The organism is Micromonospora sp. NPDC049171 (assembly GCF_040648275.1).
Lineage (GTDB): Bacteria > Actinomycetota > Actinomycetes > Mycobacteriales > Micromonosporaceae > Micromonospora.
Genome location: NZ_JBEZDJ010000025.1, coordinates 87438 through 104892, shown reverse-complemented (window position 1 = coordinate 104892; position 17455 = coordinate 87438). Strand labels below are relative to the sequence as shown.

15 protein-coding genes are annotated in these 17455 nt (G+C 71.8%); 10 read left to right on the top strand and 5 right to left on the bottom strand.

What is annotated here, in order from left to right:
* The first annotated feature begins 368 nt into the window (after window positions 1-368).
* Both AB0B14_RS27965 and AB0B14_RS27960 read left to right on the top strand, forming a co-directional pair.
* Window positions 369-1499 carry a LacI family DNA-binding transcriptional regulator gene (locus tag AB0B14_RS27965; RefSeq protein WP_357525030.1) on the top strand — a complete coding sequence of 377 codons (1131 nt, stop codon included), beginning with the start codon at window positions 369-371 and terminating at the stop codon, window positions 1497-1499.
* A 608-nt stretch (window positions 1500-2107) separates the two neighbouring features.
* On the top strand, window positions 2108-3310 hold the full coding sequence (locus tag AB0B14_RS27960; RefSeq protein WP_357525029.1) for a bulb-type lectin domain-containing protein: 1203 nt from the start codon (window positions 2108-2110) through the stop codon (window positions 3308-3310).
* A 183-nt stretch (window positions 3311-3493) separates the two neighbouring features.
* Here AB0B14_RS27960 and AB0B14_RS27955 read toward each other — a convergent pair whose 3' ends face one another.
* Window positions 3494-3616 carry a hypothetical protein gene (locus AB0B14_RS27955; protein WP_357525027.1) on the bottom strand — a complete coding sequence of 41 codons (123 nt, stop codon included), beginning with the start codon at window positions 3614-3616 and terminating at the stop codon, window positions 3494-3496.
* A 642-nt stretch (window positions 3617-4258) separates the two neighbouring features.
* Between AB0B14_RS27955 and AB0B14_RS27950 the strand changes: the two genes are divergently transcribed.
* From AB0B14_RS27950 to AB0B14_RS27935, 4 genes are all read left to right on the top strand, one after another.
* Complete coding sequence (locus AB0B14_RS27950; protein ID WP_357525025.1) at window positions 4259-4966, top strand: SDR family oxidoreductase; 708 nt, start codon at window positions 4259-4261, stop codon at window positions 4964-4966.
* A 1013-nt stretch (window positions 4967-5979) separates the two neighbouring features.
* Window positions 5980-6798 (top strand): MOSC N-terminal beta barrel domain-containing protein, encoded by an 819-nt coding sequence (locus AB0B14_RS27945; protein ID WP_357525023.1) that lies wholly within the window; start codon window positions 5980-5982, stop codon window positions 6796-6798.
* A gap of 586 nt (window positions 6799-7384) precedes the next feature.
* Complete coding sequence (gene wrbA / locus AB0B14_RS27940; RefSeq protein ID WP_357077259.1) at window positions 7385-8014, top strand: NAD(P)H:quinone oxidoreductase type IV; 630 nt, start codon at window positions 7385-7387, stop codon at window positions 8012-8014.
* The gene (locus AB0B14_RS27935; RefSeq protein WP_357525021.1) at window positions 8011-9444 is read left to right on the top strand and encodes an MFS transporter; all 1434 of its coding nucleotides are present in this window, start codon (window positions 8011-8013) and stop codon (window positions 9442-9444) included. The genes wrbA and AB0B14_RS27935 overlap by 4 nt, the downstream gene beginning before the upstream one ends.
* A 78-nt stretch (window positions 9445-9522) precedes the next feature.
* On the opposite strand, the gene AB0B14_RS27930 is transcribed toward AB0B14_RS27935, so the two are convergent.
* Both AB0B14_RS27930 and AB0B14_RS27925 read right to left on the bottom strand, forming a co-directional pair.
* Complete coding sequence (locus AB0B14_RS27930; protein ID WP_357525071.1) at window positions 9523-9882, bottom strand: TcmI family type II polyketide cyclase; 360 nt, start codon at window positions 9880-9882, stop codon at window positions 9523-9525.
* A 321-nt stretch (window positions 9883-10203) separates the two neighbouring features.
* Window positions 10204-10791, bottom strand: coding sequence for an NAD(P)H-dependent oxidoreductase (locus tag AB0B14_RS27925; RefSeq protein ID WP_357077266.1), 588 nt, complete (start codon window positions 10789-10791; stop codon window positions 10204-10206).
* A gap of 609 nt (window positions 10792-11400) precedes the next feature.
* Here AB0B14_RS27925 and metK point away from each other — a divergent pair.
* From metK to ahcY, 4 genes are read left to right on the top strand one after another with little or no spacing between them, the layout of a single operon-like run.
* Window positions 11401-12594 carry a methionine adenosyltransferase gene (gene metK / locus AB0B14_RS27920; RefSeq protein WP_357077269.1) on the top strand — a complete coding sequence of 398 codons (1194 nt, stop codon included), beginning with the start codon at window positions 11401-11403 and terminating at the stop codon, window positions 12592-12594.
* Window position 12595: 1 nt separating this feature from the next.
* Window positions 12596-12775: a hypothetical protein gene (locus tag AB0B14_RS27915; RefSeq protein WP_357077272.1), complete on the top strand. Its 180-nt coding sequence runs from the start codon at window positions 12596-12598 to the stop codon at window positions 12773-12775.
* A 27-nt stretch (window positions 12776-12802) separates the two neighbouring features.
* Window positions 12803-13810: a carbohydrate kinase family protein gene (locus AB0B14_RS27910; protein ID WP_357077275.1), complete on the top strand. Its 1008-nt coding sequence runs from the start codon at window positions 12803-12805 to the stop codon at window positions 13808-13810.
* Window positions 13807-15294: an adenosylhomocysteinase gene (gene ahcY / locus AB0B14_RS27905; RefSeq protein ID WP_357077278.1), complete on the top strand. Its 1488-nt coding sequence runs from the start codon at window positions 13807-13809 to the stop codon at window positions 15292-15294. The genes AB0B14_RS27910 and ahcY overlap by 4 nt, the downstream gene beginning before the upstream one ends.
* Window positions 15295-15360: 66 nt before the next feature.
* On the opposite strand, the gene AB0B14_RS27900 is transcribed toward ahcY, so the two are convergent.
* Both AB0B14_RS27900 and AB0B14_RS27895 read right to left on the bottom strand, forming a co-directional pair.
* On the bottom strand, window positions 15361-16143 hold the full coding sequence (locus tag AB0B14_RS27900; protein ID WP_357077281.1) for an SDR family oxidoreductase: 783 nt from the start codon (window positions 16141-16143) through the stop codon (window positions 15361-15363).
* 117 nt (window positions 16144-16260) lie between these two features.
* Window positions 16261-17445 carry an acyl-CoA dehydrogenase family protein gene (locus AB0B14_RS27895; RefSeq protein ID WP_357525018.1) on the bottom strand — a complete coding sequence of 395 codons (1185 nt, stop codon included), beginning with the start codon at window positions 17443-17445 and terminating at the stop codon, window positions 16261-16263.
* Window positions 17446-17455: the final 10 nt, after the last annotated feature.

The window sequence follows — 17455 nt, the reverse complement described above, 5'->3', positions numbered from 1 at the left end:
TCCTGCTCCTGACCCCTCGCAAGCTTCGAGCTGCCGCCGATAAGTACGACCATTCCGGAGTGCCAGGGCATCGCCCTCAGGCATTCCGTGTCGCCGACCCACCGACGCGGCGCCGATCGAATAGCGAACCGGTTCGCCTCTGCGGCGCCCGGCCGCGTGACACGTCGAATGCGTGGACAGCAAACGCGGTCCTCGGCGAAGTCGGCGGGCGGCGCGGCCTGACCTGTTCGGTGCAAAACTGGAGTTAGGGTGTTGGCAGGGAACGTGCTTCGCCAGCGTGACGGGCGGGTTTCGGGCTCTTTACGGTGAGAGTCGCGTAGACATGACTGCGCAATCATACAGGACTATGCCCGGCGATGGGAGGTGCCGTGACGCGACTGGCGAGGCCGGGCGGAAGCCCTCCGACGCCGCGCAGCGTGGACGTCGCGCGGCTGGCCGGCGTCTCCCAGAAGACGGTGTCCAGGGTCCTCAACGACGAGCCGTACGTCTCGGCCGACGTGCGCCGGCGGGTCCTGGACGCCGCCGCGGAGCTCGGCTACCGGCGCAACCAGGCGGCCCGGGCGCTGGCCTCCGGGCGGACCCGGTCGATCGGCGTGGTGACGCTCGGCAGCGCCTTGTACGGGCCGGCGTCGTGGCTCATGGGCATCGAGCGGGCGGTCCGGAAGGTGGGCTACACGCTGCGGGTGGCCACCACGATCGAGGGCGACCCGGGCGGCATCGCGAGCGCCCTGGCGTCGCTGCTGGACCAGGGCGTGGACGGCGTCGTCATCTCCGAGCCGATCGACGAGGGCGTCGGCCTCATCAGCGTCGACGTGCCGGTCCTGGTCCTCGGCGCGCCGCCCACCTTCGCCGCGCCGCAGGTGGTGACCGCCAGGGTCGGCGCGGGCCGGCTCGCGCGGGCCGCGACCGAGCACCTGCTGGAGTTGGGGCACGCGACAGTCCATCACCTGGCCGGCCCGCAGCGGTGGTATTCGGCACGGGACCGTCTCGCCGGCTGGCGCGAGGCGCTGCGAGCACACGGCGCGGACGAGCCGCCGGTCGTCGAGGGCGACTGGTCGGCCGCGTCCGGCTACGCGGCGGGCCGGGAACTGGCCGGCGACGGCACCGTGACCGCGGTGTTCGCCGCGAACGACGACATGGCGATCGGTCTCATCCGCGCGCAGCTTGAGGCCGGGCGCCGCGTGCCCGAGGACATCAGCGTCGTCGGGTTCGACGACATCCCGGTCGCCGCCTACGTCACTCCCCCGCTCACCACCGTGCGACAGCCGTTCGACGCGGCCGCGCGGCAGGGCCTCGCGCTGCTGGTACAGGTCATCGAGAAGCCGGACGTCGAGCTTCCACCGGCGGCCGACCAACCGGTCGAGCTCGTCGTCCGCGCCTCGACGGCGCCACCTCCGCCCCGGCCGATCCCGGGACGTGGCCGCCGAGCGATCCCCCCTGCCCACGGTGACCCGCACGGTCAGCCCGCCGGCAGCGAAGCCCCATCCACCCAGCCCTGATCAGCGTCGATCCGTCCACCTACGGCGGCACGTCACCCGAGGCCCGCGTCGGCCGCCGCTGACGAACGGCGGTAGCACCCGCACGGACGCGCACCTCTCTCGATACCCCCGTCCTCAGCACTCCGTTGCCCGGCGCGCCGGTCCCCCCGACGCACCCCCAGCTATGGATTGGCGGCGCCGTACCCGAGCGACAAATGCACATGTATTGTGTGCCCGGCGTTGGACGCTCCTGCGTCGTTGGACTCGTCGCACAAGGGTGGCACCGTCCGACCCGGCAGGGGACCGAATGATCAATCCTTTGACACGCTCAGCCGGTAGCCGGGCGGAGCCCGAACGGCCGGTGGCTGTGGCGCTGCTCGACGCGAGCCCGCCGCCGCAAGGCCGGTAGGGCAACCGCACCGGGCAGCGACCCCGGTTGACCGACGTTCGGCGACCGTATCGATCAGCTCGAACCCGGGCTCGACGCGCTCCAACAGAAGCGGCGACCGCGCCGATACCGTCTCGGCTGCCGGCTGCGGACGCGGACCGGACCAACCGCCAGACCCTCGCCGCAGAACCGGTGAGACCACGTTCCGGGGCAGCGGCCCGGAACCCTGAGGAGACGAACAGTGACAACAACACGATGGCGGCGCGCGGTCGCCGCAGCCGTGTCCGCGGCAATCATGACGGTCGGCGTGATCGCCGCCGTCGCCTCGCCCGTCCAGGCGGCTCACGGCACCCGCCTGTTGGGCCCTGGCGAACGACTCACCGGCGGGCAGCATCTGCTCTCCAGCAACCGGCAGCACAGGTTGGCCATGCAGACCGACGGCAACCTGGTCCTCTACCGGCCGGACGGCTCGTACTCGTGGCAGACCGACACTGATGGCCACCCGGGCGCCTACCTGGATATGCAGACCGACGGCAACCTGGTGCTGTACCGGGCCAACAACACGTTCATCTGGCAGACCAACACGCCCGGCCGGGCCGGCGCCCGCCTCGAACTGCAGGACGACGGCAACCTCGTGCTGCTGCAGTCCGGCCGGGTGCTGTGGCAGACCGACACCTGGATCCCCAGGAGTGTCCTGGAGCCGGGTGAGCGGTTGACGCCCGGTCAGGACATGTATTCGGCGGACAGGCGCCACAAGCTGGCCATGCAGACCGACGGCAACCTGGTCCTGTACCGGCCGGGCGGCACGTACTCGTGGCAGACCGACACTGATGGCCACCCGGGCGCCTACCTGGATATGCAGACCGACGGCAACCTGGTGCTGTACCGAGCCAACAACACGTCCCTCTGGCAGACGAGCACACGCGGCCGGGCCGGAGCCCACCTCGTACTGCAGAACGACGGAAACCTCGTGCTGTACCAGGGCACCACGGCGATCTGGTACACCAACACCGTCGTGGGGCAGCACTCGCTTCCGCTGCCGCCCAGCGCCGCGCCTCGCAGCAAGTACGACGACCCGCATCATGACTACCCGGCCGTCGACATCGGGGTCCCGACGGGAACGCCGGCCCTGGCCGTGGCGAGTGGCACCGTCCAGACGTTCTACAACGCCAGCTGCGGCAATGGCGCCACGCTCACCGCGCTCGGCGCGGTCTTCACGTACTGCCACTTCTCCGCCCACCGTGTCGGGTCTGGTGTGCAGGTGTCCGCAGGTCAGCAGATTGGCGACACGGGCAACACCGGCAACTCCACCGGGCCACACCTGCATCTGGCGATCCAGGTGGGCGGCGGCCCCCGCTGCCCCCAGCCGTGGCTTCTGGCCGTGTACGACGGGGCCACGCCCCCGCCGGTGACCAGCCTGCCGACTTCGGGCTGCAGCTACTGACGAGCGGCGGCGCGAACGTCACGGCTCCCGGTCCTGGCGTTCGCGTCACCGACTCGCCCGGTGAGCCGGTGAGCTATCGGGGCAGCCCGCCGGGAGTCTCCCCCGCTTGATGGATCTTCGAGTAGCGGCTTGCCGGCCGGAGCGTGGCCAGCATCGCCCGCGCCCTCAACGACAACGGCGTCGTCAGACCAGCCCGGCCACGAGCCACGCCAACACTCCGAGCACCAGAAGTCGGATCGCCCACGTGACATAGGCGAACTTGCGACTCGCCACCATGTGCGCCGCCCAGACGTGTCCCGCCAGCATCCTGGCGGTGGCATCTTCGTCGGCTGTGGTTGCCAACCAAGCGTCGACGAATCCCTGGCTGTGCGGAGGTGGTCAGCCGCCGGCACCGAGGGCGGCGACTGGTTGACCCGGGCGGCGAGCGGCAGCGACGGCGGCGGCGTTCATTGCCGACTCCCGCCAGGTGCGTGTGCGGGTCGGCGAGCAGGCGTACGACGGTGTTGACGGGATGCACGACGAGCAGGTCGTGCGGGACGATGGCGGCGAGCAGCTCGGGTTGGCCAGGCGCGATGCGGCACATGTGCCGGGCATTCGCCGGCAAGGGTAGGTCACCACGGCTGCCCACCTGGTGGCGGCCGTCGCCGGCCGAGCGGATGACGAGCATGCCGTGGCGCGGCTGAATGTCTAGACCTGGGCACCGTTCCAGTGCAGGTCGCCGTCGAGCCAGTTGTCGAACGGCTCGGTCACCGGCAGCGCGATCCCTTCGTGCCTCGGAAGCTCGGCTGGGGTCGCGCTTCCCCCTTTGTACCCGCCGGCGGTCCGCCCGACTGGGCGTTACCGGCCGCACCCGGGTCGCCGTGAGCCGAGCGCCGCCGACACGGGCGAGCGTGATTCACCTCGCACAAGTTTGCCCATGACGTCAACGTGAGGTTTTAGCCTGGCGATATGCACATCAACGGCTCAACAGCTCTCGTGACCGGAGCTAACCGCGGCCTCGGCAAGGCCTTCGCCGAGGCCCTCCTCGCCCGGGGCGCCACCGTCTATGCCACCGCCCGTCGCCTGGAAAGCATCGACATCCCCGGTGCCATCGCGCTCCAGCTGGACATCACGGATCCCGCGTCCATCGAGGCCGCCGCAGGCAAGGTGGGCGACCTCGACATCCTCATCAACAACGCCGGCACCTCCACTGAAGCCCCGCTGCTCGGCCCCTCCACGGAGAACATCCGCCGCGACCTCGACACCAACTTCTGGGGCACTCTCCACGTCACCCGCGCCTTCGCGCCCAAGCTGGCCGGTGGCGCCATCCTCAACGTCATCTCGGCGCTGAGCTGGTACACCTTCAGCCCCGGCAGCAACGGCTACGCCGCCTCCAAGGCCGCGGAGTGGTCCCTGACGAACGGCATCCGACTCGAGTTGGCCGACCAGAAGACTCTGGTCACCGCCCTGGCGCTGGCGATCGCCGACACGGACATGATGGCTGGCATCGACATCCCCAAGCTCCCGCCCCACGAGGTGGTCGCCCAGGCCCTCGACGGACTGGAAGCAGGCAAGATCGAAGTCATCGCTGACAAGCCCACCGCCAACGTCAAGGCCTCCCTCTCCCGCGATCCCGCCGACTTCTACGCCGACATCACCGGCAACCTCTTCGCCTGACTTCACCGGTAATCCGCCTGCCGGAGTAAGCGGCTTGGTCAACGGGCGCACGCCCGGCGGGCGGACCCGGATTCTCATGAAGCCGGGCCTCCGCCTGACCGCCGCAGAGATGCGGACGTCGAGCGAAACCCTGAAGATCGTGATCGACTTCGTGGTCTTGAGGCTGGCGCCGCCAAGGTGCGACCGAGGGCTCCCGGAGGTCACTGCTCCGGTGCGGTGTGTCCGGGCGTCGGGATCACGTCGAGCGCGGCCATGGTCTCGCCGGTCCAGGGTGATCGCGCTCGCGGACAGGTTCTCGTCTAGGTGCCGAATGTCGGCCGTGCCCGGGAACAGCAGAGTCGACGCGGAATCACGAGAAGGTCGCCGAGCACCGCAAGCCGTTGATCCACGGCTTGGACTTCACGCCGCGGCGCTCGTTGGTAGATCCTCGCCAGTTGAAGCCCTCGAGGTCGGCAGCTAGTCCGCTTCCGCTGGCAGAACCGCGACGAATGATGGTCGGCACCCGACCGCCCAGGCGTCGGCCCCGCAGCAGATCCGGCTATCTGCGAGGTGCGAGTTTCAAGACGTACGGCGGTTGGTTGCTTTGTGTGAGTATCTCAGGCTGAGCCACCTGGAGCATCAGGCAACGAAAACCAAAGGCCCTCGACCACCTCGCGTAGGCAACCCTCGCGGGCAAGGCGGATACCCGCCTCGACGATGTCCTCATGGTTGTAGTCGTCATCGGCGGCGTCGTCGAGGAACCAGCGAATGCGCCAGGCGTCGATTGCTTCGACCGCGCGCCCGAGGACGGGATCGGTCGTCGATAGTCGCCGCCCGTGCGGCGACGAGACTCGGCGGCCCGAGATCCGCGCTGCGCCAGGCGTGTTTGGAGCAGCGAGAGGTGACCACTTCGGATGTCACTGGGAGGTCACGCTGCACCGCTCGATCTCCATCACCGCAGGTCAGAGCTCCTCGTCTCTGTCCGGCACTGGTGAGCACCTCGGTGCTCACGGCGGTAAGGCAGCATAATCGTCATGCAGACGGTTGTCGCCCTCCGGCGTTACCCGCTCAAGAGCGCCCGGGGTGAGGCTCTCAAGGCGGCTGATGTCGAGTCGACCGGTCTGCGCGGCGATCGGACGTGGGCCTGCATCGACTGCCTGGATGGGACAGTCGGCAGTGCCAAACACCCCCGACGATGGGGTCGCCTGTTCGCTGTCGGTACGACAATGCGGGATGACGGCCCGGAGACGACGTTGACGCTGCATGTCGACGGCACGTCGCTGCGAGCCGGAAGCGCCGCGGCAGATTCGACACTCAGCAAGCACCTGGGCCGGCCGGTGCGGCTCAGCCGGGAGCTGCCGCCCAACGCCAGGCTGCACCGGACGTTGCCTGATGAGGTCGGCATGGTGCCGGATTGGATGGGCGGTGCCCGGCCCGGTCAGGAAACGATCACGGCGATCGCGGGCGCGGAGCGGGTCGGCCGGTTCGTCGACTTCGGCGCCGTTCATATTGTGACCACTGGTGCGCTGTCTTTGCTGGGTGAGCGCATGGGAGGTATCAGTGTGGACGCAGAGCGGTTTCGCCCGAACCTGGTCATCGACGCACCGCGTGACCCCGAACCGGGGCAGGAACTACGCCTGGGCGATGTCGTGCTCCGGGTGGTCCTGCCCACTCCGAGGTGCGTCATTCCCGGGCTCTCCCAGGCCGAACTGCCGGCCGACCTCTCGGTGCTGAGCGCCCTGGCCCGGCACTACCGCATCCCGGTGGCCGGGCTAGGGCGTGCGGCCTGCTTCGGGACCTATGCCGATGTTGTCCAGCCAGGCCGGCTCCGACTGGGGCAGCTCGTTCACTGAGTAGCCGACCCCCTGGACACCGCACCAGCCTGGTGGTCACCATCGCCCGAGACCCCGTCGGCGAACGCCGCGACCAACTCGCCGCGAAGAAGCCCGAGGTCATCGGCGAGCCCCACCCTGGCGCCTCTGCCGTCATCGTCGAGAGCCCGATGCCGGACAACACCACCGCCCAGGCCCCCAGCTCGCCGAGTCGGCAGGGCTGTCTCGCTAACGGTGTTTCCGGCCTGAAGCCACCCGAGAGCAGATACTTCCGTACGTTCGTCGCCAACGGCTGCTTGCTGGACAGATCTTCGAGGAGTTCCCACCTAAGGTCGCTGCAACGAGCCGGTGTTGCGACGACTCCTTGAACCTAAGTTGACAGCCGCGGTCGCAGTGGAACACCAGCCCGGCCGGCGGGCGGCGCCGCACGAGGGCATCGGTGCGGGCGGCGTCGGTCAGATCGGTGCGCAGGTGCTCGGCGACCGCCCAGCCCACGGCCCGGCACGTGTCCGACACCGCGCGAACCAACCGGGTCGGCCGCGTTGATGATGCCCGATACGGCCGATAAGCTAAGCCGGCTAAACAAAGCGATCAGTAAGGAGCTACTGTGCCGCTCGCAACCCAGGTCAAGGTCGCCGTCGTCTACTACAGCGCCTCGGGCACGGTGCGCCGGCTCGCCGAGGCCATGGTGGACGGGGCCGAGAAGGTGGGGGCGGAGGTGCGGTTGCTGCGCGCTCCCGAGACCGCGCCGCCCGAGGCGATCGCCACCCGCCCCGACTGGCAGGCCAACCTCGCCGAGACCGACCACCTGCCCCCGCCCACGCCGGACGACCTGCGGTGGGCCGACGCCATCGCCATCGGCTGCCCGACTCGCTTCGGCAACCTCGCCACCCCGATCTCGGCCTTCCTGGAGAAGGCCGGCGGCCTCTGGTTCGGCGACGAGCTGGTCGACAAGTGCGTCGGTGGCTTCACCAGCGCCAGCACCGTGCACGGTGGGCACGAGAGCACCCTGTTGGCGCTCACCCACACCTTCCACCACTGGGCGGCCATCATCGTGCCGCCCGGGTACGCCGGAGAGACCCTGCGGGGCGCCGGCAACCCGTACGGCGTCTCCGCCTACGCCCGCTACGGGCAGGTGGCGCCGCGCGACGACGAGCTGGACGCCGCGCGCGCGTACGGCGCCCGCCTGGCCACCGCCGCCGGGCACTTCGTGGCCGGACGGCAGGCCGCGGCATGACGGCCTCCGCGGCGGTCAACGGGCCCACCGCCGCCGCTCCGGAGCCCCGCGACCGGTGGGGCGCCGTGGTCGCGTGCGGGCTCGCCGTGTTCATCACGGCCGTCGACCTCAACGTGGTGGGCGTCGCCCTGCCGACGCTGGGCCGGCAGTTCGACGCGTCCCCGTCGGCGATGCAGTGGGTGATCCTGGCCTACGCGCTGCCCATGGTGGCCTTCATCCTCCCCGCCGGGCGGTGGGGCGACGGTGTCGACAAGCGGAAGGCGTTCGTGCTCGCGGTGGCCGGCTTCGGCCTCGCGAGCATCCTGGTGGCCACCTCCCGGTCCCTGGAGATGATGGTTGCCGCGCGGGTCGTGCAGGCGCTCTTCGGCGCGCTCATCTCCGCGCTGGTGCTCGCGACGATCGCGATCTCGGTGCGCCCGGCGACGATGGGCCGCGCGATGGGCGTGGCCGCGTCCCTCGGCCCGTTGGGTGGCGCCATCGGCCCGGCCGGCGGCGGTCTGCTGATCGACTGGGCCGGTTGGCAGTGGGTCTTCCTGATCAACGTGCCGGTCTGCCTGGTCGCCGGCTGGCTCGCGTGGACCGCGGTGCCCGCCTCCGACGCCCGGCTACGGCCGCCGCGGGCTCGCTGGCTGGTCGACGCCGCGCTGCTCGGCATCGCCGGTGCCGCGCTCGTGCTGGGCTTGCAGGAGTTCGGTCGGCTCGGCGCCGGTCTCGCGGTGGGCGCGGTGCTGCTGGTGGCCTCCGTCGTGGCCGGGGCGCTCTGGCTGCGCCGCCGCGACGCCCGGCCGGTGGTGCAACTGCTGCGCAACCGGATGGTCAACCGGTGGATGCTCGGCCTGTTCTTCGCGGCGACGCTGAACGGCGTGCTCACGTTCCTCACCCCGTTCCTGCTGACCAGGGGCATCGGCGCCTCCACCAGCGTCACCGGGTTCACCATCCTGGCGTTGTCCGCCGGCATGGTGGTGTTCGCGCCGCTGGGCGGGACACTTACCGACCGCTGGGGCGCCCATCCGATGGCGGTGCTCGGCGCGCTCCTCCTGCTGGCCGGCGCCGTGCTGATGCTGCCCGCCGGTCCGACGTGGGGCGTGGGGGACGTGGCCTGGCGGCTCGCCCTGGTCGGGGCGGGCACCGGCCTGATCGCCAGCTCGACCCAGACCGCGGTGATGACCTCCACACCGCCGCAGCTCGGTGCCACCGCCGGTGCGCTCTCCGCCCTCGTGCTCAACCTGGGCTTCGCGGTCGGTCCGGCGGCCAGCGCGCTGGCCTGGCAACTGGTCGACACCGATATCGCCCGCACCACGCCCGCCTACGCGGTCGGGGCGGTCGCCGCCGCGCTGACCGTCCTCGCCCTGCTCGCCGCACCCCGGCGCTCCGCGTCGGCGCCCGGGCCGGGCGCGGGCCCGTCGGCCCCGGAGGCAGCCGGCGCCTGAGGCCCGCCGCTGCACCCGCCCGCGCCCCGACCGACGTCGGTCGGGGCACGGGCATGACGTGACAGCGCCGGTACGGCGTCAGTGGCGCAGCTCCCGCGCCATCGCGTCGGCCGGCCCGCGCCAGGTCGACGGATCGTACGGGGCGACGTACTCGGCCAGCCCCTCGTTGACCGAGCGGAACTCCGGGTGGTCCCGGTGCCGCGCGACCAGTGGTCCCACCGGCTGCTCGGCCTCGATGTAGTGCAGGTACAGCGATCCCACCCGCAGCAGGCTGCGACTGGTCACGGTGACGAGAGCGGGTAGCTCGCCGGCGTCGGACTCGGCGAACAAGTCCGCGACCTTCTCCTCCGCGCCCTCGGCCACCCGGGCAACGATGAGACTGCGGTGCCGGCCTGCGGAGCGCTCGGCGGACTGGTAGCGGTAGAACTCGTGGGCCACGGTCCCCGCCGCGCCCTCGCCGTAGGGGACGGCCAGGCCGGCGAGCGCGGTCCGCAGGGCGTCCACCTCGCCGTCGAGGTCCGGCGGGGCGTCGGCGGCGGGCGGGCCGTCGCGGTCCACCATGTCGATGAGCAGGTCGTGGAAGGCGTACCAGACGCCCTGGTCGATTCCGGCGCGCGGCGGCAGCGGGGCGGCGGGCGGCGGGATCGCGACCGACGGGTCGGTGGCACGGCGGCGAAGGACGAACGCGATTCTGGGCATCGGACTCCTCACGTAGGACGCGGGTGCTGCCGGGCCGGCCGGGCGACCAGCCCGGCCGGGTCAGCCGATCGGCACGGGCACGAGACGGAGTCGACCCGCCACCGAGGCGAGCCGGCCGCCGAGGACCCGGGCGGCACCAACCGTGTCCGTGTCCACCTCCCCCAGGCGGTTGCTGCGCGCCGAAGCGCCGTACGGGTTGCCGCCCGCCGCCCGCTGCACGGGGTCGACGTAGCCGGCCGAGACGATGAGCCCACCCCAGTGGTAGACCGACTGGTAGAGGGCCAGCAGAGTGGCCTCCTGGCCACCGTGCGTGGAGGCGGCGGCGGTGAAACCGGTGACAGCCTTGTCGGTCAGACCGCCCTCGGCCCACAGCGGGTGCGTGCCGTCGATGAAGCGCTTGAGTTCGGCCGCGACGTTGCCGAACCGGGCCGGGGTGCCCAGGGCGATGCCGTCGGCCCACGCGAGGTCGCCGTTGCTGGGCGGCGACGCGTCCAGCGGCTCGGTGTCCGGGTCGAAGCCGGGCACCTGGCGCACCCGCACCTCGGCACCGGCCTGCCGGGCACCGTCGGCCACCCCCTCTGCCAGGTGTCGCACGGTGCCCGAGGAACTGTAGTAGATGACAGCGATGCGGACAGGGCGTTCGGTCACGGCCTGGTTCCTCTCCTCGACGTCGGCGTCGGCCGACTGCGACCATTCCCATCGACGATCCGACGTCACCGGCGAGGCGCCGAACAGATACGAGACGGGACCGTAGAACAATTATCAAAAAGGTCGGACGACGTTCGGGAAAAATAGTGGCACACGTTTCCTCCCCCGGCGCCGACAGCGTCTCGCAGGGCACCTGCGGGACGCAACGGTCGGAACGGCGCCCCATCCCGCGCAGCTCATAGGGCAGACGGGTCGCTTCCGAGGTCGAAGATAACGCACCGGAGCGGGCCCGCGTAAGTGCCTCATCCGGGCTTTGGCACGACGTTATCCAGAACGATGCGGCTCGTAATACCGCAGAGCAGCGATTCGACCGATCGTACCGTCGAGCGCCTTTACTTAATCGTCGTTCGCGAATATGCTGCGGCGATCAAAGAACCGCGCACGACCGTCCAATTGTGTACCGGCGCAGGGCGGGCGGGTGCCGGCGGCACCCGCCCGGCGCGGACCAGACCGGCCGACCCCGGGGCGCAACGAGGCACCCCGCCGGTTCCGACGGCACCGCCGCCCGACCACCCGCCGACCCGTGCCATCACGCTCCGAGGGGGACCAGTGGGTCAACACCTGTTCACATCCGAGTCGGTGACGGAAGGGCATCCCGACAAGATCGCCGACCAGATCAGCGACGTCCTGCTCGACGCCATGCTGGCCGCAGACCCGGCCAGCCGGGTCGCCGTGGAGACACTCGTCACGACTGGACAGGTCCACGTGGCCGGCGAGGTGAGCAGCCGCGCCCGCGTCGACGTGGCCGCGCTCGTCCGGGAACGCATTCTCGCCATCGGGTACGACTCGTCCGCCAAGGGCTTCGACGGCGCCTCCTGTGGCGTCTCGGTCTCGCTCGACGTGCAGTCACCGCACATCGCCCAGGGTGTCGACCTAGCCCTGGAGGCCCGCGAGGGTGACCTGCTGGACGACGCCGACCGGCAGGGTGCCGGTGACCAGGGGCTGATGTTCGGTTACGCCTGCGCCGAAACGCCGGAGCTGATGCCGCTGCCGATCGCCGCCGCACACCGGCTCGCCCGCCGGCTGACCGACGTCCGCCGCGACGGCGCCGTGCCGTACCTGCGACCGGACGGCAAGACCCAGGTGACCGTGGAGTACGACGGCAACCGCCCGGTCCGGCTGGACACCATCGTCATCTCCACCCAACACGCGGCCGGCATCGACCTGGACGGCATGCTGGCACCCGACATCCGGGAGCACGTGGTCGACCCCGTCCTGGCGACCCTGGACCTGGACACCCGGGACTACCGGTTGCTTGTCAACCCGACCGGCCGCTTCGAGATCGGCGGGCCGATGGGCGACGCCGGGCTGACCGGCCGAAAGATCATCGTCGACACCTACGGCGGGATGGCCCGCCACGGCGGCGGCGCCTTCTCTGGCAAGGACCCGTCGAAGGTCGACCGCTCGGCGGCGTACGCGCTGCGCTGGGTGGCCAAGAACGTCGTCGCCGCGGGCCTGGCCAGCCGGTGCGAGTTGCAGGTGGCGTACGCGATCGGCAAGGCACGGCCGGTCAGCCTCGCCGTCGAGTGCCACGGCACCAACACCGTGCCGGTGGACCGGATCACCGCCGCCGTCGACGAGGTCTTCGACCTGCGCCCGGCCGCGATCATCCGGGACCTGGACCTGCTGCGGCCGATCTACGCCGACACCGCCGCGTACGGACACTTCGGCTGGGAGACGCCGGAGCGCACCTGGGAGGCCACCGACCGGGCGGCCAAGCTGCGACAGATGGTGGGCGTCTGAGATGGCGGCGACCCCGTCACTGGGCGCACGGCTGCGTCGCGTGGCTCGCCTCGTCGGCCGTCACCTCTGGCTCGGCCTGATCGAGGTCGGGCGGTCCGCCGGTGCCCCCGAGGTGCCCAGCGTCTACCCGCCGGCGATCAAGCAGCCGCGCTCCGACCGGACACCCTCGCCGCGGTCCTGAACCCGCATCCTCCCCAGGAGTGCCCTCATGCGCATCATGGTCACCGGCTCGCTGGCCTTCGACCACCTGTTGACCTTTCCCGGGCTGATCGCCGACCAGATCATTCGCGACCAGGCCGAACGGATCTCCCTCTCGCTCCTCGCCGACAGCATGACGATCCGCCGGGGCGGCGTGGCCGCCAACATCGCGCTGGGCCTGCGCCGGCTCGGTGTCCACGCGATCCCCGTCGGCGCCGTCGGCCTCGACTTCGGCGACTACCGCTCCTGGCTCGCCGACAACGACGTCGACCTGCGGGCCCTGCACACCTCGACCAGCCGACACACCGCCCGATTCCTGTGCACCAGCGACCTCGCCGGCAACCAGCTGGCCACCTTCTACCCCGGCGCGATGACCGAGGCGGCTCAGATCGCGTTGCCCGCGCTGGTCGACGCGTATGGGCCGGTCGACCTCGTGCTGATCAGCCCCGACGACCCGGACGCCATGCTGCGGCACACCCGCGAGTGCCGCCGCCACGGGTACCGCTTCGCGGCGGACCCGTCCCAGCAGCTCGCCACCCTCGGCCGCGACGACATCCGGGAACTCGTCGAGGGCGCGCACCTGCTGTTCTCCAACGAGTACGAACGCAGCCTGCTCCTGGAGAAGAGCGGCTGGGCGGCGCACGAGGTGTCCCGCCGGGTCGCCGGCTGGGTGACCACCGACGGCCCCGACGGGGTACGCGTCGAGCGCCCCGGGCGCCCCACCCTGCACGTACCCAGCGTCGCCGGCACGGTGGTGGTCGACCCCACCGGTGGCGGGGACGCCTTCCGGGCCGGCTTCCTGGCCGGACTGTCCTGGGGTCTGGGCGACGAGCGTGCCGCGCAGGTCGGCTGCGGCCTCGCCGCCGTGGTGCTCGAACACCCGGGCGCCCAGGAGTACCGCTGGGACCCGGACGGGTTCCTCGACCGGCTCGCCGGGGCGTACGGCGGGGCCGCCGCCGCCGACATCCGTACCGCCCGCGCCGAACGGGCACCGACCACGAAGGAGACCACGCCATGACTGTCGACTTGGCCGTCCCGCCCCGTACCGTCGCCCAGGGCGACTTCCGGGTCGCGGACCTGTCGCTGGCCGCCGCCGGCCGCCGCGAGATCCGGCTGGCCCAACACGAGATGCCCGGTCTGATGGCGTTGCGCGACGAGTACGGCCCGGCGCGACCACTGCGCGGTGCGCGGATCACCGGGTCGCTGCACATGACGATCCAGACCGCCGTCCTGATCGAGACCCTGGTCGCGCTCGGCGCCGAGGTGCGGTGGGCGTCCTGCAACATCTTCTCCACCCAGGACCACGCCGCCGCCGCGGTGGTCGTCGGCCCGGACGGCACCGTCGACACCCCCGCCGGCGTGCCGGTGTACGCCTGGAAGGGCGAGACGCTCGACGAGTACTGGTGGTGCACCGAGCGGGCACTGAGCTGGCCCGACCCGGCCGGCGGACCGGCGACCGGTCCGAACCTGCTCCTCGACGACGGCGGGGACGCCACGCTGCTGGTGCACCTGGGTGCCCGGTACGGGTCCGCCGGCGCGGTACCCTATTCGGCCGACGACGACCCGGAGGAACAGGTGGCCCTGCTGGCGCTGCTGCGGCGGTCGCTGGCCACCGACGGCGACCGGTGGCAGCGGGTGGCCGACGGTATCCGGGGCGTCAGCGAGGAGACGACGACCGGCGTGCACCGCCTCTACGAGATGGCCCGGCAGGGCACGCTGCGGTTTCCCGCGATCAACGTCAACGACTCGGTCACGAAGTCCAAGTTCGACAACCGGTACGGCTGCCGGCACTCCCTGGTGGACGGCATCAACCGGGCCACCGACGTCCTGATCGGCGGCAAGCTCGCCGTCGTGTGCGGCTACGGCGACGTAGGCAAGGGCTGCGCCGATTCCCTGCGGGGCCAGGGCGCCCGGGTCGTCGTGACCGAGGTCGACCCGATCTGCGCCCTGCAGGCCGCCATGGACGGCTACGAGGTGAACACCCTGGACGAGGTCCTCGACCGCGCCGACTTCGTGATCACCGCGACCGGCTGCGTCGGGGTGGTCACCGCGGCGCACATGGCCCGGATGAAGCACAACGCCGTGGTGGGCAACATCGGCCACTTCGACAACGAGATCGACATGGCCGGGCTCGCCCGCCAGCCCGGTGTCACCCGGGTACCGGTCAAGCCGCAGGTGGACGAGTGGGTCTTCCCCGACGGGCACGCGGTGCTCGTGCTGTCCGAGGGGCGCCTACTCAACCTGGGCAACGCCACCGGCCACCCGTCGTTCGTCATGTCCACGTCGTTCACCAACCAGGTCATCGCCCAGCTGGAGCTGTTCCGCCACGCCGACCGGTATCCGCTCGGGGTGCACATGCTGCCCAAGCACCTCGACGAGAAGGTGGCCCGGTTGCACGTGTCCGCGCTGGGCATCCGGCTCACCGAGTTGACCCCGGCGCAGGCCGCGTACCTGGGGGTGCCGGTGGCGGGCCCGTACAAGGCCGAGCACTACCGGTACTGAGCGCACACGTCGGAGCCCCCGGCCCGTACCACGGGTCGGGGGCTCTCGCATCGGTGCGGGGGGCGGTCAGCCGCCGACGTACGGCGCGCGGGCGGTCGAGGAGCCGTCCCGGACCAGTTCCCCGGTGACGTTGCCGTTGGCGCCGGAGCCGAGGAAGACCACGAGCCGGGCCACCTCGTCGGGGCCCGACAGCCGCCGCGACGGCACGCTGGCGGCGAGCCGGTCGGTCAGGGCCGCCGGAGGCCGGCGGTCGGCGGTGGGGGTCAGCCCGGGGGCCACCACGTTGGTCAGCACCCCGTCTCGGCCCCCCTCCCAGGCCAGCGCGCGGGCGAGGCCGTGCAGCGCCGACTTCGCCGTCCCGTACGGGCCCGGCCCGGGCCGGCCCTCCTCGGCCACCCCCGAGGAGATCAGCACGATCCGTCCCCAGCCCCGGGTGCGCATGCCGGGCAGCACCGCGCGTACGGCCGCGACGGCGCCCACAACGTTGGCACCGAGCATCGCCCGCCACTCCTCGACCGGCACGTCCTCGAACCGCACCGTGGGGTCTGGTGCCGTGCCGCCCCAGCGGACCGCGTTCGCCACCAGCACGTCCACCCGCCCCCAGGTCGCCTCGACGGTCGCGACCGCCGCGGTCACCGAGTCGAGGTCCTCCAGCTCCATGGGCACGGTCAGTGCCGCCGCCCCGGCCAACCGGATCCGGTCGGCCACGGCCGCGGCGGCCTGTTCCTCCTTGCGATAGGTGAGCGCGACCCGCGCCCCCTCCCGGCCGTAGGCCTCGGCGACGGCGGCGCCGATCCCCGACGACCCGCCCGTCACGAGCACGACCCGCTCAGCCAGTCCGGTGTCCATTTCCGTCCCTCCTCCTGCCGACGGCGCACGCACCGTCCGGCCCCGGGACCGTCCCGGGGCCGATCGCTCACACCGGGAAGCCACCGCCGCACCGGCCGGCGGATCCCGGCGTCCGCGCTAGAGCAGCGCGACCGGCACGTCCTGGCCGAGCAACGCCTGGCCGGTGCGGCGTACGCTGTCCGGCCCGAACACCACGTGGCTGGCCGCCACCTGGAGGTCACGCCAGAGGCGTTGCAGGGTGCCCGTGCGGTAGAGCACCCCGCCGCCGGCGATGCGGAAGCTGGACTCCACCACGTCCAGCGCGGTCCGCATGGCGAACTGCACGGAGGCGGCGAACCGCGCCCGCAGGACCGGGTCGACGGCCTCGCCGCGCTGGGCCTGCGCCCACAGCTCGTCGAGAACAGCGAGCACACCGGCCCGCGCGGCCTGGTACGCCGCTTCGGCGTGGGCCAGCTCCGCCTGCACCAGCGGATCGGCGGCCAGCGGCTGCCGGCTCGCCGAGCGTGACTTGCGGGTGACGATGGTGGTGATCTCGTCCAACGCGCGGCGGGCGACACCGAGCGGGAACCCGGCGAGGCAGACCCGCAGCAGGGTGAACAGGGACAGCCGGTAGAGCGGGCCCGGCTCGCGCGCCGCCTCGGTCCGTGGATCGGCGGTGCGCCGCTCGGGCAGCAACGCGCCGTCGACCGCGACGTCGTTGCTGGCGGTGGCGACCAAACCGGCCGGGTCCCAGGTGTCGGCCACGGTCCAGTCGCTGGCCGGCAGGAACCCGAACCGCAGCATCGGCGGCCCGCCGGGCGCCGGGGCCAGGAAGGCACCCATCAGCCAGTCGGCGTGCCGACTGACCGAGCAGTAGGGCCACCGGCCGGCGAGACGGTGGCCGCCGGGCGCCGGAACGGCCGGCGGCAGTGGCGCGAAGCTGCTGGCCACGATCGGCGCCGGCGTGGCGGCCACGATCTCGTCCGCCACCTCCGGAGCCAACCAGGCCAGGAACCCGGCGCCCTGACCGATCAGGACGCTCCAGCCGGCCGCCGGATCGGCGTGACTGAGCAGCTCGACCACCTCGACGATGGTGCGCGGGTCGGCCTCGCGTCCACCGAGGCGCCGGGGCAGCGCGAGGGAGAACAGGCCGGCCTCGCGCAGACTCCGCACGACGTCGTCGGGTAACTGGCGCGACGCCTCCGCCTCGGCCGCACGCCGGTTCAGCTCGTCGTGCAGTGCCGCCGCGGCGGCGACCGGGTCGCCGGCGCGCGGCGCGGTGGCCCCGCCCCGGCCGGGCGGGTACGCGATGGATGTGCTCATGATGCTCGTC